The sequence below is a fragment of the Synechococcus sp. HK05 genome, assembly GCF_019104765.1.
Classification (GTDB): domain Bacteria; phylum Cyanobacteriota; class Cyanobacteriia; order PCC-6307; family Cyanobiaceae; genus Vulcanococcus.
Genome location: NZ_JAHRXJ010000011.1, coordinates 371,278 through 394,946, shown reverse-complemented (window position 1 = coordinate 394,946; position 23,669 = coordinate 371,278). Strand labels below are relative to the sequence as shown.

At 64.9% G+C, this 23,669-nt stretch carries 21 protein-coding genes; 12 read left to right on the top strand and 9 right to left on the bottom strand.

The genetic code is table 11. From position 1 onward, the window contains the following. Positions 1–83: 83 nt before the first annotated feature. Positions 84–1,640: an MFS transporter gene (locus KUL97_RS11370; RefSeq protein ID WP_217797078.1), complete on the bottom strand. Its 1,557-nt coding sequence runs from the start codon at positions 1,638–1,640 to the stop codon at positions 84–86. Positions 1,641–1,937: 297 nt separating this feature from the next. Here KUL97_RS11370 and KUL97_RS11365 point away from each other — a divergent pair, with 297 nt between their 5' ends. Both KUL97_RS11365 and KUL97_RS11360 read left to right on the top strand, forming a co-directional pair. Next, positions 1,938–2,522 carry a molybdenum cofactor guanylyltransferase gene (locus KUL97_RS11365; protein ID WP_217797077.1) on the top strand — a complete coding sequence of 195 codons (585 nt, stop codon included), beginning with the start codon at positions 1,938–1,940 and terminating at the stop codon, positions 2,520–2,522. Beyond that, positions 2,522–3,550, top strand: coding sequence for a GTP 3',8-cyclase MoaA (locus KUL97_RS11360; RefSeq protein ID WP_217797076.1), 1,029 nt, complete (start codon positions 2,522–2,524; stop codon positions 3,548–3,550). Before KUL97_RS11365 ends, KUL97_RS11360 begins: the two co-directional genes overlap by 1 nt. Before the next feature lie 82 nt (positions 3,551–3,632). Here the strand turns inward: KUL97_RS11360 and moaB are convergent, their stop codons facing one another. Then, a complete protein-coding gene (gene moaB / locus KUL97_RS11355) occupies positions 3,633–4,139 on the bottom strand; it encodes a molybdenum cofactor biosynthesis protein B (protein WP_217797075.1) in 507 nt (168 codons plus the stop codon). Between the two features lie 67 nt (positions 4,140–4,206). Here moaB and KUL97_RS11350 point away from each other — a divergent pair, with 67 nt between their 5' ends. Further along, a complete protein-coding gene (locus KUL97_RS11350) occupies positions 4,207–4,467 on the top strand; it encodes a MoaD/ThiS family protein (protein WP_217797074.1) in 261 nt (86 codons plus the stop codon). Positions 4,468–4,477: 10 nt separating this feature from the next. Continuing rightward, a complete protein-coding gene (locus KUL97_RS11345; RefSeq protein ID WP_217797073.1) occupies positions 4,478–4,930 on the top strand; it encodes a molybdenum cofactor biosynthesis protein MoaE in 453 nt (150 codons plus the stop codon). A 9-nt stretch (positions 4,931–4,939) separates the two neighbouring features. On the opposite strand, the gene KUL97_RS11340 is transcribed toward KUL97_RS11345, so the two are convergent. The 4 genes from KUL97_RS11340 to moaC are packed head-to-tail and all read right to left on the bottom strand — an operon-like array spanning position 4,940 to position 7,451. Continuing rightward, positions 4,940–5,338, bottom strand: coding sequence for a HEPN domain-containing protein (locus tag KUL97_RS11340; RefSeq protein WP_217797072.1), 399 nt, complete (start codon positions 5,336–5,338; stop codon positions 4,940–4,942). Next, complete coding sequence (locus KUL97_RS11335) at positions 5,331–5,675, bottom strand: nucleotidyltransferase domain-containing protein (protein ID WP_368656148.1); 345 nt, start codon at positions 5,673–5,675, stop codon at positions 5,331–5,333. Before KUL97_RS11335 ends, KUL97_RS11340 begins: the two co-directional genes overlap by 8 nt. Before the next feature lie 50 nt (positions 5,676–5,725). Beyond that, positions 5,726–6,961 (bottom strand): molybdopterin molybdotransferase MoeA, encoded by a 1,236-nt coding sequence (locus KUL97_RS11330; RefSeq protein ID WP_254896428.1) that lies wholly within the window; start codon positions 6,959–6,961, stop codon positions 5,726–5,728. Continuing rightward, on the bottom strand, positions 6,954–7,451 hold the full coding sequence (gene moaC, locus KUL97_RS11325) for a cyclic pyranopterin monophosphate synthase MoaC (protein ID WP_217797070.1): 498 nt from the start codon (positions 7,449–7,451) through the stop codon (positions 6,954–6,956). Before moaC ends, KUL97_RS11330 begins: the two co-directional genes overlap by 8 nt. Before the next feature lie 339 nt (positions 7,452–7,790). Here moaC and KUL97_RS11320 point away from each other — a divergent pair, with 339 nt between their 5' ends. The 4 genes from KUL97_RS11320 (at position 7,791) to KUL97_RS11305 (ending at position 13,050) form a co-directional block, all read left to right on the top strand. Continuing rightward, positions 7,791–9,047, top strand: a complete 1,257-nt coding sequence (locus KUL97_RS11320) for an MFS transporter (RefSeq protein WP_217797069.1) — start codon at positions 7,791–7,793, stop codon at positions 9,045–9,047. A gap of 35 nt (positions 9,048–9,082) precedes the next feature. Beyond that, positions 9,083–11,221, top strand: a complete 2,139-nt coding sequence (gene ppk1, locus KUL97_RS11315; RefSeq protein ID WP_217797068.1) for a polyphosphate kinase 1 — start codon at positions 9,083–9,085, stop codon at positions 11,219–11,221. A gap of 175 nt (positions 11,222–11,396) precedes the next feature. Continuing rightward, positions 11,397–12,362, top strand: coding sequence for an RpoD/SigA family RNA polymerase sigma factor (locus KUL97_RS11310; RefSeq protein WP_217797067.1), 966 nt, complete (start codon positions 11,397–11,399; stop codon positions 12,360–12,362). A 10-nt stretch (positions 12,363–12,372) separates the two neighbouring features. Beyond that, positions 12,373–13,050, top strand: coding sequence for a diacylglycerol/polyprenol kinase family protein (locus tag KUL97_RS11305; RefSeq protein ID WP_217797066.1), 678 nt, complete (start codon positions 12,373–12,375; stop codon positions 13,048–13,050). Positions 13,051–13,054: 4 nt separating this feature from the next. Here KUL97_RS11305 and KUL97_RS11300 read toward each other — a convergent pair whose 3' ends face one another. Both KUL97_RS11300 and KUL97_RS11295 read right to left on the bottom strand, forming a co-directional pair. Then, the gene (locus KUL97_RS11300) at positions 13,055–13,387 is read right to left on the bottom strand and encodes a hypothetical protein (RefSeq protein ID WP_217797065.1); all 333 of its coding nucleotides are present in this window, start codon (positions 13,385–13,387) and stop codon (positions 13,055–13,057) included. Between the two features lie 134 nt (positions 13,388–13,521). Beyond that, positions 13,522–14,595, bottom strand: coding sequence for a 3-deoxy-7-phosphoheptulonate synthase (locus KUL97_RS11295; RefSeq protein WP_217797064.1), 1,074 nt, complete (start codon positions 14,593–14,595; stop codon positions 13,522–13,524). Between the two features lie 140 nt (positions 14,596–14,735). On the opposite strand from KUL97_RS11295, the gene acnB reads away from it, so the two are divergent. The 4 genes from acnB to KUL97_RS11275 all read left to right on the top strand — a co-directional run bounded on the left by acnB (position 14,736) and on the right by KUL97_RS11275 (position 22,377). Continuing rightward, a complete protein-coding gene (gene acnB, locus KUL97_RS11290) occupies positions 14,736–17,351 on the top strand; it encodes a bifunctional aconitate hydratase 2/2-methylisocitrate dehydratase (protein WP_217797063.1) in 2,616 nt (871 codons plus the stop codon). Between the two features lie 7 nt (positions 17,352–17,358). After that, on the top strand, positions 17,359–18,714 hold the full coding sequence (locus KUL97_RS11285; RefSeq protein ID WP_217797062.1) for a ClC family H(+)/Cl(-) exchange transporter: 1,356 nt from the start codon (positions 17,359–17,361) through the stop codon (positions 18,712–18,714). Positions 18,715–18,785: 71 nt separating this feature from the next. Then, positions 18,786–20,714 carry a right-handed parallel beta-helix repeat-containing protein gene (locus KUL97_RS11280; RefSeq protein ID WP_217797061.1) on the top strand — a complete coding sequence of 643 codons (1,929 nt, stop codon included), beginning with the start codon at positions 18,786–18,788 and terminating at the stop codon, positions 20,712–20,714. Positions 20,715–20,823: 109 nt separating this feature from the next. Further along, complete coding sequence (locus KUL97_RS11275) at positions 20,824–22,377, top strand: radical SAM protein (protein ID WP_368656147.1); 1,554 nt, start codon at positions 20,824–20,826, stop codon at positions 22,375–22,377. Here the strand turns inward: KUL97_RS11275 and KUL97_RS11270 are convergent. After that, entirely contained in the window at positions 22,349–23,665 is a 1,317-nt protein-coding gene (locus KUL97_RS11270; RefSeq protein WP_217797060.1) for an O-antigen ligase family protein, read from the bottom strand. The two genes, KUL97_RS11275 and KUL97_RS11270, sit on opposite strands and share 29 nt — an antisense overlap. Positions 23,666–23,669 lie beyond the last annotated feature (4 nt).

The following is a 23,669-nucleotide window of genomic DNA, read 5'->3' as shown; positions in this document are numbered from 1 at the left end:
AGCAAAAGACGGAGAAAGGGGAACCCCGGAGGGCTCCCCTGCTGCCACCCATGCCTCGCTGGGTGGTGATGGTTGGCGAAAACTCAGACCTGCGCCAGAGCCGTTTCGTCGGCGTGTTCTTCGGCGAAGGAACCCTTGGGCTCCTTGAGGAAGAAGTAGCAAAGGAAGCCCACAATCAGGCCGGCAATCCCCAGGATCTGGAAGAAGGCACTATTCGATGCCGCCACAATCTCAGCACTGGGTTCAGCCGCATCACCGCCCATCCAAATGGGAAGCAGGCTGAAGATGGTGAGGTAAGCCACGGCGCCCACGTTGCCGTAGGCACCCACCATGCCGGCGATCTGGCCGGTGACCCGCTTCTTCACCAGGGGCACCATGGCGAAGGTGGCGCCTTCACCCGCCTGCACAAAGAAGGAGCAGGCCATGGTGAGCAGCACAGCGATCGCAATCCCCGCCGTACCGGTAAAGGTTCCAGGCTTGATCAGGCTCATCACCAGATAGCCGATGCCCAGACCAATGGTCAGGAAGCCCATCGTGCCCTTGCGGCTGCCCATGCGATCAGAGATGAGTCCACCGCCGGGGCGTGCCACCAGGTTCACGAAGGCGTAGCAGGAAGCCAGGATGCCGGCTGTGGCCTTGGGCAGATCAAAGGTGCTCTCGAAGAAGGCCGGCAGCATCGACACCACGGCCAGCTCAGAGCCAAAGTTCACGATGTAGGTGAGCTCAAGAATGGCCACCTGTTTGAACTCATAGCGATCCTCCTTGGGGTAGGTCTTGTTGCCAAGGATCAGATCACGGTTGGTGCGGATGATGCCCCAGGTTTGGAAGGCAAACCAGATCAGCACCAACGCCATACCGATGGTGTAGCCGGTGGCATCGAGGAACTTGACCTTCTGCAGGCGCCACACCAGCACAGCCAGGATGGCAGCGAAGGGCACATTCATACCCAGCAGACCCCAGAAGTCCTTCATGGAGGTCACTTCCAGGCCAGCTGATTTGGCAGGCTTCTGGTAGGTCTTGCCCGGGGGAGTATCGGAAACGTTGGCGTAATAGATGAAACCATACACCGCCGAGATGATGCCGGTGAGGGCGATGGCACCGCGCCAATTGAGGATTTCACCGGTGGGCAGCTCAAAGCCACCGGAGAAGGAGAGCCAACCGGCCACGATCACGAGGGTGAGGGCGGAGAAGGCTGAACCGAAGTTGCCCCAGCCGCCGTAAACACCCTCAGCCAAACCGATTTCCTTCGGCGGGAACCACTCGGCCACCATGCGGATGCCGATCACAAAGCCAGCACCCACGATCGAGAGCAGCAGACGAGCCACCACCAACTGGCTGAAATCCTGGGCTGCAGCAAACATCAAGCAGGGAATGGCCGCAAACACCAACAACGTGGAGTAGGTGATGCGCGGGCCGAACTTATCCAGCAGCATCCCGATCAGGATGCGAGCCGGCACGGTGAGGGCCACATTGCAGATGGCCAGGGTGCGGATCTGGGGCACGGTGAGGCCGAAATCAGCCTTCACCGTGGTGGCCAGAGGTGCCAGGTTGAACCAAACAACAAAGGTGAGGAAAAAGGCGAACCAGGTGAGATGGAGCGTTCGATATCTCCCCTGGAACGACCAGAGGTCGCCAAGCATGAACGAGCTTCGATGGAACGAGACGAACCCTGGCCCTCAGAACAGCAGCGACCGGGATAGGCAATGCAACGGCGCCAATGCAAACCGTTGCAGGGATTGCACCACCCAGCAGAGGCCTCGAGATGTGGCGGCTGCTACAAAACAAGCGAGCATCGCGAGACCAACAACCAACGCGGCCCTCAAAGCCGGAAGCATCCGTAGCAACGGCTACATCTCGAGGCTCAACATGCGCGAAAGGCTCGCAACTTGCCCCAGCTCTACCCTTCAACTCGGCTTGAGAGACAACCAGCGGTTGTGATGGTGCGCTCTTGCCTACTGAGTGGTGGCGCCAGCCAGCGCATGGGTCGCGACAAGGCGCTCCTGCCCCACCAAGCTGGAGGCAGCTGGCTGGAGCACACCCTGCAGCAGCTAGCTGAGCTCGGAGCCCCGATCACATTGCTCACGCGCTGGCCGGAACATCTCCAGCTGGCCCGCGACCTCGAGCTACCGCAGCTCGAGGCGATTGCCGAGCCGCCTCCCTGGCAAGGCCCCTTGCTGGCACTGCATCGCCTGATGGAGCTCCATCCCGATCAACAGCTCCTGCTGTGCCCAGTGGATATGCCCGGGCTGGACAGCGCTGTGCTGCACCAGCTGCTGCAGGCAGCGGGCAGTGATGCAACCGCAATCCATCTGGCCCACGACGGCCACCGCAGCCAACCCCTCCTGGGGATCTACCCCGCCACGAAACCAAGGCGCGATCGCCTCGAGCGCACCATTGCCACGGGGGAGCGCAGGCTGCAACGGTGGTTGGCCGATGAACGGTGCTGCAGCGTGCAGCTGAAGGCAGAGTCGATACAGAACGTGAACCGTTTTGATGAGCTGGAGCCGCTCAGCCCTCTGTGATGCCAGCCGTTGATGCCCTGGGCAGGCCCTTGGGCGTGCTGCGGCTCTCGCTCACAGCCCGCTGCAACCTGGCCTGCCCCTATTGCCTACCGGATGGGCAGGAGCCCCCGGGGCTGCTGAGCCTGGAGCAGCGGCTGCAGCTGATTACAGCGGCGGTCGCCCTGGGGGCGCGCAGCCTGCGCCTAACGGGCGGCGAACCGCTGCTGTATCCACAGCTCGAGGCCCTAATCCGCGCCTGCCAAGCCCTACGCGAGCAGGGCTTACACGAGATCGCCCTCACGAGCAATGGCCTGCTGCTGAGCGCCGAACGCGCCCAGCGCCTGCGCAGCGCTGGCCTGGATCGCCTCACCCTGAGCCTGGATGGCAGCAACCCCGCCAGCGTGGCAACCATGGCGGGCCTGGCGGATGAGGCAGCTGGCGCGCGAGCCCTCCAGCAGGTGTTGGAGGCGATCGAGCATGCACGCTGCGCCGGCTTTGATCCAGCCACTGGCGCTCTGAAGCTCAACGCGGTGATCCAGCGAGGCCGCAACGAGGATCAACTGCTGCCCCTGGCGGCCTTGGGCCGCCAGCGCGGCCTAGAACTTCGCCTGATCGAATACATGGATGTGGGCAACCGCAACGGCTGGAGTGGGGCCGATGTTGTGCCCGCCGCCGCGATGGTGCAAACGATTCATGAGCGCTGGCCGCTGGAGGCCATGGGCCGAGCCCAGCACGGCACTGCCAACCGATGGCGTTACAGCGATGGGCATGGCGCCGTGGCCGTGGTGGCATCGGTGAGTGAACCCTTCTGCGGCGATTGCAACCGGCTGCGCATCACGGCCGATGGCATCGCTTACACCTGCCTGTTTGCAGCCCCCGGCAGCGGTGTGGATCTACGGCCCTGGCTGCAACCGGGGATCACGCCCGCTCAACTGCACCAAGCGATGGCAGACCTCTGGATCGCACGCACCGATCGTTACAGCGAAACCCGCGAGCGCACCGGCGCCACCAAGCAGCCCCACGCAGAGATGGCCTATCTCGGCGGCTGACGCTGCTCCAGCGAAGTAGCCCGAGACACCGGCCCATTCCACTGAGGCGTAGAGAAAGGCCAACAGGGGGCATCACCGGAGCTCAGCCCGCCGGCTCTGTCAAACGCGACAGCAACTGCACCAAATTGCAGGGGCGTGTGGCTTCATTGAGCTGAGCTGAGATCAAGCGATCCCAGGCGGTTTCCACCGCATCCAACGAACCCGGCAGCACGAAAATCACCGTGCCATTGGCCACCCCGGCAAGGCAGCGGCTCTGGAGGGTACTGGTGCCAATCGTTTCGAAGGAGAGCACCCGAAACAGCTCCCCGAAACCCTCGATCGTTTTATCCAGCAGGGGTGCCACCGCTTCTGGCGTGCCATCCCGGCCGGTGAGCCCCGTGCCGCCGCTGCTGATCACCACCTGCACGGCCGGATCAGCGATCCAACGGCTCAACTCAGCGCGAATCTGATAACGGTTATCAGGCACGATGTGGCGCTCCACCAAACGATGGCCGGCGTCCTCCAAGCGCTGCTGCAGGGCGTCACCCGAGCGGTCGTCGGCCCGAGTGCGCGTGTCGGACACCGTGAGCAGGGCGATGGCGAGGCTCAAAACCAGGCATCAAGAAGATGGCCATGCTGGCAAGAGAGTTGCCAGGTGGCTGATTACCGTTGCAGCCATGGGTCATACGCCAACGAACGAGATCCGGATTCGCTTGTTCGCTGGACTCAGGGAGCAGGCGGGCTGGGCGGAGCAGTACTGGTCGGTCGCGACAACCCCGAAGGGACCCCTCACCCCAGAGGAACTCTGGGACATCCTGCAACTGCCAGGCCCATTGGGCAGCGTGCGCATCGCCATCAATCAACAGTTCGCCGAACCCAACACACCCCTGAAGCCAGGCGATGAGCTCGCCTTCCTGCCACCGATCAGCGGGGGGTAGGCCTGAAGCCATGCCGTTGAAGATCGACCTTCTCTGCCATGCCCTGCAGCCCGTGGCCTGCCTGGAGCAATGGCACCTCAGCCTGCAGAGCCAGGGCCATCCCGCCAGTGCGGCCGAAAGTCTGTTCATCGGTCGGGTGCGCGGCACGGCCAGCGATGGCATGCCCCTGCAGGCCCTGGAGCTCGAGCACTACCCCGGCATGACCGAGCAACAGCTGGAGCACCTCGCCCGGGAATGCTGCAATCGCCACGGGGTGCTCAGCTGTCTGGTGCAGCACCGCATCGGCCTAGTGCACCCCGGTGAGGCGATCGTGCTGGTGGCCATCGGCGCCGACCGCCGCGGCCCGGCCCAGCGCTGCTGCCAGGAGCTGCTGGAGGCCCTCAAACACAACGCCCCCTTTTGGAAGCGCGAATGGCGCAGCGACGGCAGCAGCGAATGGCTCAGCGGCAACACACCGCTCTGAGCGGCCCGTTCAGTGATCCCCAGCACAGGTGGGCGGCAGCAAAGCTTCAACGGCAAGGACCAAGGCTTCGGCTTTCACGTTCCAGACGGAACGGTCGAGGCCCTGCAGGTCAGGTTGTTCGTCGTAGCGGATCTGCACCGCAAAATCGGTGAATCGTGCGAGCTCTCGGCAGCCCGAGATATCAACACCAGCCCGTTCCAGCAACTTCAACAACGCCACCAGATCGTGAGGGAATGGTGGACATTCATCCAGGAAGTAGAGACTTGCCTTAAGAGCCTTCTCCAGCGTCTGCTGCAGCTGAAAGCCCAACACCGCCTCATGAAAGGCAGCGCTGTCGAGCATCGCCTGAGCCGCCTGAAGATCGCGTCTGGCGATCTTCAACATGGCCAGGGCATCGGCCTCAGCCATCCAACCTCAGCCCCTCCTGGTAGGCCTGATACACCACGTTGCTGCGAAGCTTGCGGCGCTGCTCAACTTGGGACTGAGAAAAGAGCAAGAGGTCAACTGGGCGGCTGGGTTCACTGATGGTCCAGCGAAGGCGATCCAGCACAGACCATCGATCGTGCGTGGCTAACCACTGATCACTCACCGTGATCAACACATCCACATCGGAGTCTGTACGAGCCTCACCACGGGCTCTGGATCCAAAGAGCCGCACCTCAGCGCCCGGGATCTCCTGACGAATCGCAGCGGCCATGTGCTGCAGCGGCGCCAGATCCAGGTCGGTTTGAGATCTCGCGCCCACGGGACGACTTCGAGCTGCTGTTCGTTGGAACGCTACTCAGACCAGCACGCTCAAAACACCGGCAACCGCAACAGCTGCGCCCACAGCTCCGCGCCCGCCTCCAGGCCCCCAAGCTCCGCCGGAATCTCCAGCAGCAGATCAGCCCCCTGCAGTGAACCGATGCGCGAGGAGGCCTGCGAGCCTTCGATCCGCGCCCAGAGGCCGCCATCGGCCGCCACCGCCAACTGGGCCCGAGCTAGCTCAGGCCGGCCGGAACCCCGGCGCAGCGGCGCCTCGAGCCGCACCTTCAACCGCGGCAACAGCTGCAGCTCAGCCCCCTCAAGCCGTTGCAGCGCCGGCCAGAGCAGTTGCAGCGCCGTGATCGCCGCTGCCACTGGATTGCCCGGCAACCCGAAAAACGGCACCCCCGCCACCTGGCCCCAGGCAAAGGGGCGACCGGGCTTGAGGAACAGCTTCCAGAAGCGCACCGCCCCCAACTCCTCCACCAGCGGGCGGATCCAATCGCTGTCGCCGGCCGACACACCGCCGGTGCTCACCACCACATCACAACCCTGGGCCAACTCCTGCAGAGCGGCGCGCAAGGGTTCCGGTTGATCAACAACCACCCGCTGATCGGCAACGGCAAACCCCAAGCGCTGCAGCAACGCCGTGAGCAACGCCGAATTGCTCTCCCAGATCTGGCCCGGGCCCCGCTCCAGCCCGGGCGGCCGCAATTCATCGCCGCTGATCAACAACCCCAGGCGCGGCCGGCGCGTCACCCGCAGCTGCTGCACGCCGCAACTGGCGAGGCGCCCCAGATCCGCCACCCCCAGCCGCTGACCCGCCGGCACCAGCTCCTGGCCCGGGGCTGCTTCCTCTGTGGGTTGGCGAATCCAGGGATTGGGCCCGCAGGGTTTCACCAGCGCGAGCTGCTCGCCCTCGCGCGCCACCAACTCCTGAGGCAGCACCCGCTCACTACCCTCCGGCACTACCGCGCCGGTGAGGATGCGCACCGCTTCACCGGCAACCAGCGCGCTGCCATAGGGCGCGCCGGCGGCTGAAGCACCCACCAACCGCCACTGCTGGCCAGGCTCGGGCTGGGCTGCGCCGGCAATGGCGTAGCCATCCATGATCGAAGCCCGAAAACCGGGCACCGCGGCGTCAGCCAGCACTGAAGCTGCGGTGGTGCGGCCGAGGGCTTCGGTGAGCGGCAGGGTTTCTTCGAGCCCCAGCGGCTGCAGCACCTCCAGAATCTGAGCGCGGGCCTGCTCCAGCGGCAGGCCTTCGCGGCCGTAGGGCTCAGTCATCGCGCTGCCACGCGCCATGGCGGCCGCCGCTCTTGCTCAGCAAGCGCACGCCGGTGATGGTCATCGCTGGATCGGCGGATTTGAGCATGTCGTACAGGGTGAGCAAGCCCACCTGCACGGCCGTGAGCGCCTCCATCTCCACCCCGGTGCTGCCGGTGGTGCGGGCGCTGGCCTCGAGGCGCAGCCCAGAGCCATCGCTGCAGGCCTCAATCACCACCTCCACGCCGCTGAGGGCGATCGGATGGCAGAGCGGGATCAACTCCCATGTGCGCTTGGCCGCCTGAATCGCCGCCACCCGCGCCACCGCCAACACGTCGCCCTTGGGGGCGCGGCCCTCCAGCACCAATGCCAACACCTCAGGCTGCATCCGAATGCATCCCTCGGCCCGGGCCTCGCGGCGGGTGCTGGGCCGATCACCCACCTCCACCATGTGCACCTCGCCGCTGGCGTTGAGGTGGGTGAGCGAGGGCGGCGGCAGCTCCGACGACATCACGAAAACAGCCCTGAAGACACCACCATCCTGATCGGCATCACCAACGGGGCCGATCAAAACCAAAATCTTTCCGCACAGGGTGGAACCGGCCTGCCAACAGCTTTACGTTTTCGATCACGTTGGGGTCGACACATGCTTGTCAGAAGTGGGAACGGGTCGTTTTCGATGGTGGGCGGCTTGGTGATGAGCGCTCCGAGCCACCACAGCCAGCGCCCTGCCACCAGCAACGGCTTCGCCCTGCTGTGGAACCAACTGCTGAAGCGCCTGCGCTGAGGGCCGCATTCCCCATGGGCCACATCCGCGTGGGATGGTGAGCCCATACCCAGGCCCATCCCCATGCGCTGGAGCCGCCCCTCCACCAGCCTCTGCGCGTTCGTCACCCTGCTCAACGACCGGCTGGGGGAGAGCATCGTGTTCCCCCTGCTGCCGTTTCTGCTGGCGAGCTTCACCAGCAACGGCCGCACCCTCGGCCTGCTGGCCGGTAGCTATGCCCTGGCGCAATTCGCCTTCACGCCGCTGATCGGTGCCCTGAGCGACCGTTATGGCCGCAAACCGGTGATCGCTGTGTGCGTGGCGGGCTCGGTGCTCGGGCTCGGGCTGTTTGCCATCACCCTCAGCATCAACTGGCAGGCGATTCCCTGGGCTGCCGGAAGCCTGATCCCCCTGGCCCTGCTCTTCGGAGGCCGGCTGATCGATGGGGTCAGTGGCGGCACCGCCGCCACCGCCGGCGCCGTGCTGGCCGATATCTCCACCCCTGAAAACCGCGCCAAGGCCTTCGGCTTGATCGGCGTGGCCTTCGGGCTGGGCTTCATCCTGGGCCCCGCCTTCGGAGGCGTGTTGGCGGGCTTCAGCGTCACCCTGCCGGTGTGGGTGGCCACGGGCTTTGCCGTGATGAACCTGCTGCTGGTGCTCACCGTGCTGCCGGAAACCCATCCGCCGGAAGCGCGCCAGGCGATGCCACGCAAACGGGATCTCAACCCCTTGGTGGCCCTCAAACGGGTGTTCACCAATCCGCAGGTGCGCCGCCTGTGCGCGGCCTTTTTCCTCTTCTTTCTGGCGTTCAACGGCTTCACCGCCGTGTTGGTGCTCTATTTCAAGCAGGTGTTCAACTGGGGCCCTGGCCTGGCCACCACGGCCTTCCTGGTGGTGGGCGTGGTGGCCACGGTGGTGCAGGGCGGCCTGATCGGCCCGCTGGTGAACCGCTTCGGTGAATACCGGCTCACCCTGGCGGGCCTGGGCTTTGTGATCGTGGGCTGCCTGTTGATTCCCCTGGCCCAGGCGAGCAACGCTGCTGCTGTGGTGTTCAGCGCCGTGGCGATTCTCGCCCTGGGCACCGGTCTGGTCACCCCGAGTTTGCGGGCGCTGGTGTCGCGCCGGTTGGGTGATAGCGGTCAGGGCGCAGCCCTGGGCAGCCTCCAGGGCCTGCAGAGCCTGGGCAGCTTCATCGGCCCGCCCCTGGCGGGTCTCAGCTACGACCTCCTGGGCCAGCGCAGCCCGTTCTGGCTGGGGATCGCCGTGCTGGTGGGTGTGGCGTCGCTGGTGGCGGGGGGCCTGCCGTCAAGCGGGGAGCGCACGCAAAACAGCCCGATCTGATTGCTAATTTGCTTTTTCAGGTTGATCGGTGCTGAATGGCTGAACCCGTCGTGGCCCCGGAGCTTTACATCAACCGGGAGCTCAGCTGGGTGGCCTTCAACCAGCGGGTGTTGTCGCAGGCACTGAGCGAACACACACCACTGCTGGAGCAGGCGAAATTCAGCGCCATTTTCAGCAACAACCTCGACGAATTTTTCATGGTGCGAGTGGCTTCATTGAAGTCACAGATCGAAGCCGGCGTTCAAACCCTCAGCGATGACGGCCTCACCCCCAGCCAGCAGCTGGTGAAGGTGCGCGAAGCCCTGGCACCGCTGCTCAGCCAGCAGCAGGCCCATTACCGCCACTACCTCAAGCACCAGCTGGCCGAAGCCGGCGTGCACCTGATCGACTACGCCAAGCTCAACAAGAAGCAACAGGAGTGGATCAACACCTACTTCCAGAACGCCATCTTCCCGGTGCTCACCCCCCTGGCGGTGGACCCAGCCCATCCCTTCCCGTTCATCAGCAACCTGAGCCTCAACATTGCGGCCCTGATTCGTGATCCCGAATCGGGCCAGCAACAGTTCGCCCGGGTGAAGGTGCCGCAGAAAAACCTGCCGCGCTTCGTGCAATTGCCGGTGGAGCTGAGCAGCCACGAACCCACACCGATCTACACGGCGGTTCCGCTGGAGCAGGTCGTGGCCTTCAACCTGCAGCTGCTCTTCCCGGGGATGACCGTGGAAGGCCACTACTTCTTCCGCGTCACCCGCGACGCCGACCTGGAACTGCGTGATCTCGAAGCCGACGATCTGATGGAGGCCCTGCAGCAGGGTCTGCGCAAGCGGCGCATGGGCGGGGAAGTGGTGCGCCTGGAGGTGGCCGACGAAATGCCCCAAGACGTGGTGGATCTGCTGCTGGAAGGCACCGGCGTGGAACCGGCGGACCTCTACCGGATCAATGGACCGCTGGGTCTCGACGACCTGATGAGCCTGATGGCGGTGCCGCTGCCCAAGCTCAAAGACAAGCCCCACCGCGGCCGCACCCCCGCGGTGCTGGCCCGCGCCCAGAAGAGCCTGTTGGAAGACGGCTCGATCAAGGCCGAAGAATTCGAGAGCATCTTCTCCGTGCTGCGCCGCGGTGACGTGCTGCTGCATCACCCCTTTGATCTCTTCTCCACCTCCGTGGAGGAGTTCATCAACCAGGCCGCCGACGATCCCTCGGTGCTGGCCATCAAGATGACGCTCTACCGGGTGTCGAAAGACTCCCCGATCATCGCGGCCCTGATCCGCGCCGCCGAAAACGGCAAACAGGTGATGGCCCTGGTGGAACTCAAGGCCCGCTTCGACGAAGACAACAACATCCAGTGGGCCCGGCAGCTGGAGCGCTCTGGTGTGCACGTGGTGTACGGGGTGATCGGCCTCAAAACCCACACCAAGATCACCCTGGTGGTGCGCAAGGAAAAGGAGAAGCTGCGCAGCTACTGCCACATCGCTACCGGCAACTACAACTCCCGCACCTCCACCCTCTACACCGATCTCGGGCTGCTCTCGGCGCGGCCGGAGCTGGGGCAAGACCTGGCAGAACTGTTCAACTACCTCACCGGCTTCTCCAAACAGCAGGAATTCCGCCGCCTGCTGGTGGCACCAGTCACGCTGCGGCGACGCATGCAGGAGCTGATCGAGCGAGAAACGGAGCATGCCCGCGCCGGCAGGCCCGCCGCCATCAAGGCCAAGATGAATGCCCTAGTGGATCCTGCGATCATCGCCAGGTTGTACGCAGCAGCCCAAGCGGGCGTGCAAATCGATCTGGTGGTGCGGGGCATGTGCAGCCTGCGCCCAGGCGTGGAGGGGGTGAGCGACAACATCCGTGTGTCGAGCGTGATCGGTCGCTTTCTGGAGCACTCACGTCTCTTCTGGTTCGCCAATGGCGGCGACCAGGAGATGTTCATCGGCAGTGCCGACTGGATGGGCCGCAACCTGGATCGCCGCGTGGAAGCGGTGGTGCCGATCGAAGATCCCGACCTCAACCAGAAGCTGCTGCGCCTGATCGATGCCTATCTCGCCGACAACTGCACCGCCTGGGACATGCAGGCGGATGGCAGCTTCGTGCGACGCATCCCCGACGAGGAGAACGTGGCGGTTCAAGCCGATTTGATTGAGGGCTGGCACCGCAACTTGTGCAGCAGCGACGGCTAGCTGTGATCACCGATACGAACAAGAAGAAAATCCAATGAAAATGCTGCGGTAAGTCTTCCGATTCGCTGCAGTCTCGAGTTAGTAAAAGTGCTACATTCCGGCCAAATCAATGTGAGGCCGGGGCTTCGGGCTTGTCTCTCCGCTCCAAAGGCCGTTTCCACGCCGACTCAATGCCATGGATGCCACCAACAGCACTGCTTCCGGGCCGTCGAACAACAGAACGGCGAGTCGAAATGGCGCATCACGCCAGGGGGGTCGCCTCAGTGCTGATTCGATCGGCTGGTACCTGAGCAACATCGGCCGCGTGCCGCTGCTCACCGCCGCTGAAGAGATCGAACTGGCGCATCACGTGCAACTGATGAAGCAGCTCCAGGAGCTGCCCAGCGATCAACTCACGGCCCGGCAGAAGCACCAGATCCGCATGGGCTGCCGGGCCCGCGATCGAATGATGGCGGCCAACCTGCGCCTGGTGGTGAGCGTGGCGAAGAAATATCAAAACCAGGGCCTCGAACTGCTGGATCTGGTGCAAGAAGGCGCCATCGGCCTGGAGCGGGCGGTCGACAAATTTGATCCCGCCATGGGCTACAAGTTCTCCACCTATGCCTATTGGTGGATCCGTCAGGGCATGACGCGGGCCATCGACAACAGCGCCCGCACCATCCGCCTGCCGATCCACGTGAGCGAAAAGCTCTCGAAAATGCGCCGGATCACCCGGGAGCTTTCCCACCGCTTCGGCCGGCAACCGAATCGGCTCGAGCTGGCCCACGCCATGGGCATGCAGCCTGAAGAACTGGAGGATCTGATCTCCCAGAGCGCCCCCTGCGCCTCCCTCGATGCCCATGCCCGCGGCGATGACGACCGCAGCACCCTCGGCGAACTGATCGCCGATCCCAACAGCAATGAGTCCATGGATTCCATGGACCGCAACCTTCAGAAAGAGCACCTCGGCACCTGGCTCTCCCAGCTCAACGAGCGGGAGCGCAAGATCATCGAACTGCGCTTCGGCCTCGAGGGCAATGAGCCGCTCACACTGGCCGAGATCGGCCGTCAAATCAACGTGTCACGCGAGCGGGTACGCCAGCTGGAGGCCAAGGCCATCCTCAAGCTGCGCATGATGACCAATTATCAGCAGGCTGCTTAAGCCCGCACCGTTGACCCCGGTTCTCCTTCAACAGCTCACCGGCATCGCCGTTGTGCTTCTTTGGCTCGCCGTTGTGGTGGGCATCGCTCTCGCCATTCGCCAACGCTTCCCCGAGCAACGGGAATGGAGCCGGAAAGTGGTGCACATCGGCACGGGGCCGGTGGTCTTGCTGGCGTGGGCCCTCGGCATTGCCCGCGGGGTGGCCCTGCCTGCCGCCATCGCCGTCACCCTGGCCACAGCGCTCAACCATCGCTTCAGGCTGTTGCCCGCTGTGGAAGATGTGGGGCGCCACAGCTACGGCACGATCGCCTACGGCGCTTCGATCGCGATCCTGCTAGCGCTCTTCTGGCCGGCTCAACCATTGGCGGTGGCGGCAGGGGTTCTGGTGATGGCAATCGGTGATGGCCTGGCGGGCCTGATCGGGCCGCAGCTGCGCTCACCCCGCTGGCGCGTGCTCGGCCAGGGGAAATCCCTGGCAGGCACCGTGGCGATGGCCAGCGGCGCCCTCGTGGTGCTGGTGCTGTTGAAGGCGATGGCCCACGGCCAGGGGCTGGCCGCCCCGGCCCTGCCCAACCTGATCTGGGTGGCCCTGGTGGCCACAGCCCTGGAACAGCTCAGCGGCTTTGGCGTCGACAACCTCAGCGTTCCCCTCAGCGCTGGCCTGCTCTGGCAGCACTGGGCCCACTAAGCCTTCAGGCCAACAGCATCGCCTCGCAACGCCGCTCCCAGTCGTGCTGGGTGCCCAGACCAGCCACCAGGCGCCGATCATCCGGCTCCGCCACCAAGCGCAGCTGCCACTGGCGGATCGCTTCAGCGCGCTCCAACCACACATCCACCACGGTGCTGTGGATGCGATCCCGCTCCCAGCCGCGCCCCTGGGCCGTGTCGAGCGCCCAATCGAGCAGCGCATCCAACTGGAACGGCCGAAAGCCAGCAAAGGCCGGCCCCTGGCTCACACTGCTCTGCTCGAGATAAAAGAGCTGCAAGGGATCAGACACACCACAAAACTGCAGGAGATAGGTCATCGGCAGACCTCCTGATTGCGTCTCCCCAAACACTACGCAGCACCAACCAGAGCGCTGTTCAGGCCAAACAGTTTGCAACCTCGCAGTGAATTAGCACTCGTAAGACGTGAGTGCTAATTCACTGCTTCACCCACTCAAACCGCAGCCACAGCCTTGCCTTGAGCATGGGCCACCGCCCCGGCCAACTCCGCTAACACCTCGCGGGTGGAGTCGAGATCAATGCAGGCATCGGTGATGCTCTGGCCGTAGGTGAGCTGCGAGAGATCCGCTGGGATCTTCTGATTGCCAGCCACCAGATGGCTTTCGATCATCACGCCCATCACGTGGCGCGATCCCTGGCGCAGCTGATCCGCCACCGCCGCGGCCACCTCGCCCTGACGGCGGTAGTCCTTGTTGGAGTTGCCGTGGCTGCAATCCACCATCACCCGCGCCGGCAGACCGTCCTTCTCCAGAGCGGCCGCCGCCGCTTCGATCGCCTCGGCGTGGAAGTTGGTGCCCTGCTTGCCGCCCCGCAGCACGAGGTGACCATCAGGGTTACCGGTGGTGGTCACGATCGCGGCGCTGCCGTCTTGATTGATGCCCAGGAAATGGTGGGGCCGTGCAGCCGCCTCCATCGCATTGATGGCGGTGCTGGCGCTGCCATCGGTGCCGTTCTTGAAGCCGATCGGCATCGAGAGGCCTGAAGCCATTTCGCGGTGGGTCTGGCTTTCGGTGGTGCGCGCGCCGATGGCGGTCCAGCTGATCAGATCGGCGATGTATTGAGGCACCACCGGATCCAGCAGCTCGGTGGCCGCCGGGAGCCCCATCTCCGCCAGGTGCAGCAGCAGGCCGCGAGCCAGCTTGAGGCCGGTGTTGATGTCGTAGCTGCCGTCGAGGTGGGGGTCGTTGATCAGGCCCTTCCAGCCCACAGTGGTGCGGGGCTTCTCGAAATACACCCGCATCACCACCTCGAGCTGATCACGGTGCCGCTTGTGCTCCTCGGCGATCGCGGCCGCGTAGTCCTTGGCGGCGCCCACGTCGTGCACGGAGCAGGGGCCCACGATCACCAGCAGGCGCTGGTCATCGCCCCGCAGGATCGCCTTGATCCGCTCGCGCGCCTCGCGCACCGTGGCGGCCGCCCCATCACCCAGGGGCAGCTCACGGTGCAGCAGCGCCGGCGCCACCAGGGGCCTGGTTTCCACCACGTGGAGATCAGAGGTGGAGATCATGCCGGCAGCCGCGCAGGGGCAGGGGGATAGGGAAGCCTAAAAGCCCGATTGCAGCCGTTGCCACCAGATGCGGGCAGGGCGGCAAAGAACAATGGGTGTCACGTCACAGTTCGTCAGGTCCGCAGGGGCCCCTTACGCCGATGGTTGCCAGCAGCTTCCTGTCCGACTACCGCGCCGCCGCTGCGGAACGTGAAGCTCTGGGGATCCCGGCCCTGCCGCTCACGGCCGCCCAGGCGCAAGACCTCACCGAGCTGCTGCAGGCCCCGCCCGCCGGCGAAGAAGCCTTCCTGCTGCACCTGCTCTCCGAACGCATCCCCCCCGGCGTGGATGAGGCCGCCTATGTGAAGGCCGGCTGGCTGAGCGCCGTGGCCCAAGGCAAGGCCAGCAGCCCGCTGCTGAGCCCGGTGGAAGCCGTGAACCTGCTGGCCACGATGATCGGCGGCTACAACGTGGGCGCGCTGATCGAGCTGCTCTCCAGCGCCGATGCCGCCATCGCTGAAGCGGCCGCCACCGGCCTGAGCCGCACCCTGCTCGTTTACGACGCCTACAACGATGTGCTCGAGCTGGCGGCGAGCAACCCCTACGCCAAGCGCGTGATCGACAGCTGGGCCGCCGCCGAGTGGTTCACCGCCAAACCCGAACTGCCGGCGGAGATCACCGTGACGGTGTTCAAGGTGGAAGGGGAGACCAACACCGACGATCTGTCGCCGGCCACCCACGCCACCACCCGCCCGGATATTCCCCTGCACGCCACGGCGATGCTGGAAACCCGCATGCCCGGCGGCCTCGAGCTGATCAGCCAGCTCAAGCAGAAGGGCCACCCCGTGGCCTATGTGGGTGATGTGGTGGGCACCGGCAGCTCCCGCAAATCCGCGATCAACTCGGTGCTCTGGCACACCGGCACCGACATTCCCCACGTGCCCAACAAGCGCAGCGGCGGCGTGGTGCTCGGCGGCAAGATCGCCCCGATCTTCTTCAACACCGCGGAAGACTCCGGCGCCCTGCCGATCGAATGCGATGTGACCGCCCTCAACTCGGGCGACGTGATCACAATCCGCCCCTACGCCGGCACGATCGAGCGCGCCGCCGGCGAGCCGAACGCCGGGGAGATCGTGGCCCGCTTCGAGCTCAAGCCCAGCACGATCACCGATGAGGTGCGCGCCGGTGGCCGCATCCCCCTGATGATCGGCCGCGCCCTCACCGACAAGGTGCGCGCCCAGCTGGGTCTGGCCGCCAGCGATCTGTTCATCCGTCCGGCCGCTCCGGCCGACAGCGGCAAGGGCTTCACCCTCGCCCAAAAGATGGTGGGTAAGGCCTGCGGCCTGCCGGGCGTGCGCCCAGGCACCAGCTGCGAGCCGCTGATGACCACCGTGGGCTCTCAAGACACCACCGGGCCGATGACCCGCGATGAGATGAAGGAGCTGGCCTGCCTGGGCTTTAGCGCCGATCTGGTGATGCAGAGCTTCTGCCACACCGCCGCCTATCCCAAGCCGGTGGACCTCAAAACCCACGCGGAGCTGCCCGACTTCATCAGCTCCCGCGGTGGTGTGGCCCTGCGCCCCGGCGACGGCATCATCCACAGCTGGCTCAACCGCATGCTCCTGCCCGACACCGTGGGCACCGGCGGCGATAGCCACACCCGCTTCCCCCTCGGCATTTCCTTCCCGGCCGGCTCGGGCCTGGTGGCCTTCGCCGCCGCCATCGGCGCCATGCCGCTGGATATGCCCGAATCGGTGCTGGTGAAGTTCTCCGGCTCGCTGCAGCCGGGCGTGACCCTGCGCGATGTGGTGAACGCCATCCCCTATGTGGCGATCCAACAGGGGCTGCTCACCGTGGAGAAGGCCGGCAAGAAAAACATCTTCAGCGGCCGGATCATGGAGATCGAAGGCCTTCCCGATCTGAAGCTGGAGCAAGCCTTCGAGCTCACCGATGCCACCGCCGAGCGCTCCTGCGCCGGCAGCACCATCAAGCTCTCGGTGGAAACCGTGAGCGAATACCTGCGCAGCAATGTGGCGCTGCTTAAGAACATGATTGCCCGCGGCTACAGCGATGAGCGCACCCTGGCCCGCCGCATCAAGGCAATGGAGGAATGGCTCGCCAACCCGGTGTTGATGGAGGCCGATGCCGATGCCGACTACGCCGCCGTGATCGAGATCAACCTCGATGAGATCAGCGAACCGATCCTGGCCTGCCCCAACGACCCCGACAACGTGAAAACGCTCTCGGAGGTAGCGGGCGACCAGATCGATGAGGTGTTCATCGGCTCCTGCATGACCAACATCGGCCACTACCGCGCCGCCGCCACGGTGCTGGAAGGGCAGGGCGAAAACACCGCCCGCCTCTGGGTGTGCCCCCCAACCCGCATGGATGAAGAGATGCTCAAGCAGGAGGGTTACTACGCCATCTTCGAGAAGGCCGGCTCGCGCATGGAGATGCCGGGCTGCTCGCTCTGCATGGGCAACCAGGCCCGTGTTGAGGACAACACCACCGTGTTCTCCACCAGCACCCGCAACTTCAACAACCGCCTCGGCAACGGCGCGCAGGTGTATCTGGGCAGTGCCGAACTGGCGGCGGTGTGCGCCCAGCTGGGCCGGATCCCCACCAAGGATCAATATCTGGCGATCGCCGCCGCCAAAATCGATCCCCGTGGGGCCGAGCTCTACCGCTACCTCAACTTCGATCAGATCGAGGGCTTCGAAGACAGCGGCCGCGTCGTGAGTGCCGAGCAAGAAGCCAAAGTGTTGGCAGAAGTGTGAGCCTGCGTTGATTGGTGAACGGGTCTCGCTGCATCCTCAAAGCTGGAGAGCGAGCCGAAATCTGGAGCGGCTGATTGAGCAGCGCTGGCCAGCGGTGGTGATCACCTTGCTGGTCACCTCGCTCGGGGCAGCCGTCACCGGTTTGCTGTTCAAAACCGGGGTGGGCTGGCTCGGCAGCTGGCGACTACGCCTGCTGGAGTTGGCGAGCCCCTGGCTGGTGCTGCCCCTGCTCGGGGCCACAGGCGGCGCCCTGTCCGGGTTGATGGTGCAACAGTTGGCACCGGCTGCCGCCGGCTCCGGCATCCCTCACGTGATGCGCTTCCTGGCGCGTCAGCGGGTGCCGATGCAGCTGCGGGTGGCCGTGGTGAAACTGGTGGCCGGCATCGTGGCCATCGGCAGCGGCTTCCCGCTCGGGCCAGAGGGCCCTTCGGTGCAGATGGGCAGTTCGGTGGGCTGGCAGATGGCGCGCTGGTTCAAGGCCCCGCCATCGCTGATGCGCGTGATCGTGGCGGCCGGCGGCGGTGCCGGCATCGCGGCGGTGTTCAACGCGCCCTTGGGCGGCTTCTTCTACGCGATCGAAGAACTGCTGCGCCAAGCGGGCCCGGTGCTCCTGCTGTTGGTGTTCAGCACCGCGTTCCTGGGGAGCTTCTGGGCTGATCTGATGGGCCTGGCGGGCATGGGTAGCAAAGCAGCGGGCATCGGCAACGGCGGCTTTCAGCTGGTGAGCGAATACAGCCCCCACCTCAGCTTTATGCCCCGTGATCTGGTGTATCTGGTGGTGCTGGGAGCCGCCGTGGCGCTGCTGGCTGAGCTCTACAGCCGTTACGTGGTGGGGATGCAGCGCCTGGGGGTGCGCTGGCTCCCGGATCGATTGGTACTGCGGATGATGGTTGGCGGCCTGGTGATCGGCCTTGTGTACGCCGCCTTACCGGCCGAATTCCGCAACACCGCAGCGCTGCAACACGTGATTGCCGATGGCCACGTGGAAGTGGATCGAGCGATCGGCATCTTTTTGCTCCTGTTCTTTGGCACTGGCCTGGCGGCCGCCACAGGGGCTCCGGGGGGACTGTTCGCACCGATGCTCACCCTGGGGGGCTCCATTGGCCTGGTAGCCGCCGGCTGGGCGGAAGTGACCACCGGTCACGCACCGAGCACCTTCGTGTTCGCCGGCATGGCGGCCTTCATCGCCGCCTGCGCCCGCTCACCGATCACAGCGGTGTTCCTGGTGTTCGCCCTCACCAAAAACCTCTTGATCCTCAAGCCGCTGCTGGTGTGCGCGGTGGCCAGCACCGTGATGGCCAGCATCTTGCACGAGCAATCGATCTACAAACGCCAGCTGAAGCTGATGAACAGCCTTCGATGAACGATGCAACGCCTTCTGCCTAAACCCAAGCTGTCCTGAGCATGATGCCGGGGTGAGCCCGTTTGCTTGGCATGGATTTCACGGTCAGCAACCTCAATGACTCCGGCGCCGGCAGCTTGCGCTGGGCCATTGGCGAGGCCAATCAACGATCCGGGTTCGACCAGATTTTGGTCGACAGCAGCCTCAGCGGAGGCACGATCAGCCTCAGCAGCGACCTGGAGATCATCCGCGATGCTGTGGCCATCAACGGCCTGCTGTCGGAATCGGGACTCGCCGCAATCGCGCTCGACTGCAACGGACACCAGGGCCTGATCTTCAAGGGCAAGACGGCAGCGGGTTCCAGCCTGAACGGGTTTGCATTGGGCAACGCCAGCGGCGATGGGATCGTGCTCGATGCTTCAAACATCAGGATCCAGAACAATCTGATCGGAGTGGCCCTGGATGGCACAACAGCACAGAGCAACCAAGGCCACGGGATCACGATCACCAGCCGCTCCAGCAACAACCTGATCGGCACCCTGGACCCCTTAACGGGCGTTCCACTGGATCAGCAACGTTCGAATGTGATCAGCGCCAATGGCGGCAGCGGCATCAACATTGAGGGAGGTGATCGCAACCGCATTGCCAATAACCGCATCGGCACCTCAGCCGATGGCAGCGCGGACTTGGGCAATGGTGGCCATGGGATCAGGCTTTGGAACCGAGCCGATCACAACCGCATTGGGGGCGCCGCCCATGACGGCAACGATCCCACCCAGGGGGAGTTTCAGCGGCCGGGCCAAGGCAACCTGATCTCGGGCAACACGCTGAACGGCGTACTGATCAGCGATGGCTCTCGCAACAATCGCCTGCTGGGCAACTTCATCGGCACCAACGCCGAAGGGACCAGCGCCTTGGGCAATGGCGGTGATGGTGTCGCCATCATCAAGGCGAACCACAACGGCCTGATCGGCACGACTCGCAACCAGAGCCCATTCATCTACTACAACGTTGTCAGCGGCAACAGCGGCAACGGCCTCCGCGTACGCAACAGCCATGCCATCACCATCCACGCCAACTTCTTCGGCCTGGGTGCCGACAACGCCACGATCGTTGCCAACCGAGGCGACGGCGCTCTGATTGAGGGCACCTCAAGAAACATTCAATATGGCGGCGTGATTCCTCTGGGCAACGTGAACGCCGGCAACGAGGGCAACGGCATCAACGTGACCGACCACGTGCGCAACTTCATCACCTTCAACACCTTTGCGGGCCTGACCGCCTTCGGAGGCATTGCACCGAATCAACAAAGTGGCATCCGCATCAGCAGCGATGGCGGCAAAAACCAAGTTCGCACAAATGTGATGGCGAGCAACGCGCGCCACGGCCTGCACATCACGGGCAATGCTCGCGACATCTGGGTGGACCCCAACATCATCGGTCTCAACACCTATGGCACCGAAGCCATCTACAGCGAAGGCGACCAAACCATCTCCTGGGGCAACAACCAAGACGGCATCCGCGTGGATGGCAACGCCAGCAACATCCTGATCGCCGGCAACCGACGCTCCGTCATTCCTCAAAACACAATCTCCAATAACGACGGCTACGGCATTGCCCTCGACGGCAGGGCCCGCAACATCACCATCGACGAGACCTATGTCGGTCTCGCGAGCGTGGGCATCAGGGAATTCGGCAACAAGCAAGGTGGCATCAACGTTGGTCCCGGCACCCGCAAGATCAGCATCGGCCAGGCCGAGAACAAAACGAACGGCAACCGGATCAGCGGCAACAACGGCAGTGGCATCAGCCTGAGCAATCCTGTCAACGCCAAGCTGTTTAACAACCGTCTCAGAAACAACACCGGAAGTGGTGTTGTTTTTAATGGTGGCATCAACAACACCCTGATCGGCAATCGCGCCAACACCAATCAGGAGTACGGCTTTGCCATCAGCACAGCCCAGCAAACCAACGCCGCCCGCAATCGAGGCCAAGGCAACGGCCAAGGGCTCTACGGCTGAGGCCAGCAGCAGTGGGACCGCAGAATGATGCTCTGCGCCTCCATCTCGCCTGAACCAGGAAACCCTGCTGTTTGAACCCGCCGCCCCAGCCGCCGGAGCGCTGCGGGCGGTGTTGGCCTTCCCAAGCACCTACACGGTAGGGATCACCAGCCTTGGATATCAGGTGGTGTGGGCCACGTTGGCCCAACGCAGCGACGTGGATGTGCGCCGGCTGTTCACCGATCAGGGGGATGCACCGCACCGCCACTGCGACCTGTTCGGCCTCTCGCTGAGCTGGGAGCTGGATGGCCCCGTGCTGCTGGATCTGCTCGAGCAGCAGCGCATCCCCCTCTGGGCCGCTGAACGGAGCGACAACGATCCAATCGTGTTCGGGGGCGGGCCGGTGCTCACCGCCAACCCCGAGCCTCTTGCCCCCTTCTTTGATGTGGTGCTTCTGGGCGACGGCGAACAGCTCTTGCCCGCCTTCATTGACGCCCTGCAGGCCTGCCGCAGCGCGCCGCGGCCCGAGCGGTTGCGGCAGCTGGCCCAGGTGCCGGGTGTGTATGTGCCTGCGCTCTACGCGCCGCGCTACGGCCCAGACGGGGCGCTGCTGGCCGTGGAGCCCATCGAGCCGGGCATTCCCGCCACCGTGGCCAAACAAACCTGGCGCGGCAACACCCTCAGCCACTCCACGGTGATCACGCCGGAGGCAGCCTGGCCCTCCATCCACATGGTGGAGGTGGTGCGCAGCTGCCCGGAGCTCTGCCGCTTCTGCCTGGCGAGCTATCTCACCCTGCCCTTCCGCACGCCCAGCCTCGACGACGGTTTGATCCCCGCTGTGGAGAAAGGCCTCACCGCCACCCAGCGCCTGGGGCTGCTGGGCGCCTCCGTGACCCAACACCCCCAGTTCGGCGACCTGCTCACGTGGCTCGATGGCGATCGCTTCGAGGGCACCCGGGTGAGTGTGAGCTCGGTTCGGGCCGCCACGGTGACTCCGGAGCTGGGCCGGATCCTGGCCAAGCGCGGCAGCAAATCCCTCACCATCGCCATCGAAAGCGGCAGTGAACGGATGCGCCAGGTGGTGAACAAAAAGCTCGCCACCGAGGAGATCCACGCCGCGGCTCGCTACGCCAAAGAAGGCGGACTCACGGGCCTGAAGCTCTACGGGATGGTGGGCCTCCCCACGGAAGACGACACCGATGTGGAAGCCACCGCCGAACTGCTGCTGGCCCTGAAGAAAGCCACACCCGGGTTGCGGCTCAGCCTGGGGGTGAGCACCTTCGTGCCCAAGGCCCACACGCCCTTCCAGTGGCAGGGCGTGCGGCCGGAGGCAGAAAAACGGCTGAAGCTGCTGGCCAAACGCCTCAAGCCCAAGGGAATCGAACTGCGGCCGGAGAGCTATGGCTGGAGCGTGATCCAGGCGCTGCTCTCACGCAGCGACCGGCGCCTGGCTCCGGTGATCGCCGCGGCACGCGGTCGCCACGAAAGCCTGGGGGGCTGGAAACAGGCTTACCGCGCCGTGCGCGAGGGCGATGCGGTCTTCGAAGGCAATCCCCTGCCACCGCCCTGGGAGGAGGTGATCCAGGCCAGCTGGAGCGCTGATCGGGTGTTGCCCTGGGAGCACCTGGAGGGTCCTCTGCCGAAGGCCACCCTGCTCAAGCACCAGCAGGAAGCACTGGCCTGAAGGCCCAGCAGCGCAGCCCCGCCAGCAGGATCCAGCCGGCGATGTTGAGGCGGCTGTCGTACATCGGGATATCACTGGCGTGCAGCACCGCCACCACCAGAGCTGAGGCCCACCAGGCCCGTTCGAACACAGGCCCGGTGGCCATCCCCAGGCGCAGTGCGCGAATCAGCAGCCACAGCACAAGCCCCACCACCAGGAGCGCCACGGGTAAGCCAAAGCTCACCGCCAGATCGAAGGCGATGTTGTGGGGGTGGCCATGCCAGCGGCCGGTGCGCAGGGGATAGATCACGCTGAATGCAGCAGAACCCCAGCCCAGCCAGGGGCGCTCGGCAATCAACCCCGCCGCCACGCTCCACTGGGTGATGCGCAGGGATGCCAGCTTGCGCTGGCTGTGGTGGTTGAGATCGTTGAGGCGCCCCCACACCGACTGGGGCACCAGCGCGCGGGCAGGATCCTGCAGCACCCCAGGCACCCCCGGCAGGCTGGCCAGGGCCACGGGCAAGAGCGCCAGCAGGAGCAGCGGCAGCAGCCACAGCCAACGGCCAGGGCCAGCCACCAACGGGACAGCCAGCAACATCGCGCCCCAGGCATTGCGGGAATCGGTGAGATACAAAGCAGTCACCTGGGCTGCCGCCAGGCCCAGGACCACCAGGAAGCGCCAGCCACTGCCGGCCAGCCTTTGCCGCCAGCGGCGGCCGCAGGCCAAGAGCGCCGCCAGCAGCAGCGGCCAGCTCAACGACAGCCAGGCAGCCGTGATGTTGGCGTAATCGAACAGGCCTGAGAGGCGCCCCTGCGGGCGGCCACCCTCCTGCAGGTGCCAAATCACGGCCCCACCAAGGATCTGCCAGGGGCCCTGCCAACCCAGCCACAGCTGCCCCAGGCCGGTCACCACCACCGGCACGGTGCCAGCCACCAGGGCAAGCGCCACCCGGCGCCGCGCGGCGCCATCCGCCACATAAGCCTGAAACGCCCAGAACCCCCAGAACAGGGGTATCCAGTTGAACAGCCCCACCCAGGCCAGGGAGGGGGAATAGCTGGGCAACGCCTGGCTGCGCAGTGTGGCGAGGGCCGCCCCAGCCAGCATCAACACCGCCACCAGCGCCAACACACCATTCACCCGGTCGTGCCCCCAGGGGCTGCGCCGGCGGCTGCCCTGAATTAACGGCACCAGCAGCAGCATGGCGGCGAATAAGGCGCTGGCAGGCAGCACAAACACACCGAGCTGGAAACAACGCCACCCCCAGCGATCGGCCTCAGGGGGCCGGTGCGCATCCAACCGGGCGAGCACAGCC

Excerpts from the sequence above, each read along its gene's own strand:
- KUL97_RS11310 (WP_217797067.1), top strand. The coding sequence starts at position 11,397 with ATGGATGCCACCAACAGCACTGCTTCCGGGCCGTCGAACAACAGAACG.
- KUL97_RS11370 (WP_217797078.1), bottom strand. The coding sequence starts at position 1,640 with ATGCTTGGCGACCTCTGGTCGTTCCAGGGGAGATATCGAACGCTCCAT.
- KUL97_RS11350 (WP_217797074.1), top strand. The coding sequence starts at position 4,207 with ATGGGTCATACGCCAACGAACGAGATCCGGATTCGCTTGTTCGCTGGA.
- KUL97_RS11295 (WP_217797064.1), bottom strand. The coding sequence starts at position 14,595 with ATGATCTCCACCTCTGATCTCCACGTGGTGGAAACCAGGCCCCTGGTG.
- KUL97_RS11280 (WP_217797061.1), top strand. The coding sequence starts at position 18,786 with ATGGATTTCACGGTCAGCAACCTCAATGACTCCGGCGCCGGCAGCTTG.
- KUL97_RS11365 (WP_217797077.1), top strand. The coding sequence starts at position 1,938 with ATGGTGCGCTCTTGCCTACTGAGTGGTGGCGCCAGCCAGCGCATGGGT.
- moaC (WP_217797070.1), bottom strand. The coding sequence starts at position 7,451 with ATGTCGTCGGAGCTGCCGCCGCCCTCGCTCACCCACCTCAACGCCAGC.
- KUL97_RS11360 (WP_217797076.1), top strand. The coding sequence starts at position 2,522 with ATGCCAGCCGTTGATGCCCTGGGCAGGCCCTTGGGCGTGCTGCGGCTC.
- ppk1 (WP_217797068.1), top strand. The coding sequence starts at position 9,083 with ATGGCTGAACCCGTCGTGGCCCCGGAGCTTTACATCAACCGGGAGCTC.
- acnB (WP_217797063.1), top strand. The coding sequence starts at position 14,736 with ATGGTTGCCAGCAGCTTCCTGTCCGACTACCGCGCCGCCGCTGCGGAA.
- KUL97_RS11300 (WP_217797065.1), bottom strand. The coding sequence starts at position 13,387 with ATGACCTATCTCCTGCAGTTTTGTGGTGTGTCTGATCCCTTGCAGCTC.
- KUL97_RS11345 (WP_217797073.1), top strand. The coding sequence starts at position 4,478 with ATGCCGTTGAAGATCGACCTTCTCTGCCATGCCCTGCAGCCCGTGGCC.
- KUL97_RS11340 (WP_217797072.1), bottom strand. The coding sequence starts at position 5,338 with ATGGCTGAGGCCGATGCCCTGGCCATGTTGAAGATCGCCAGACGCGAT.
- KUL97_RS11330 (WP_254896428.1), bottom strand. The coding sequence starts at position 6,961 with ATGACTGAGCCCTACGGCCGCGAAGGCCTGCCGCTGGAGCAGGCCCGC.
- KUL97_RS11320 (WP_217797069.1), top strand. The coding sequence starts at position 7,791 with ATGCGCTGGAGCCGCCCCTCCACCAGCCTCTGCGCGTTCGTCACCCTG.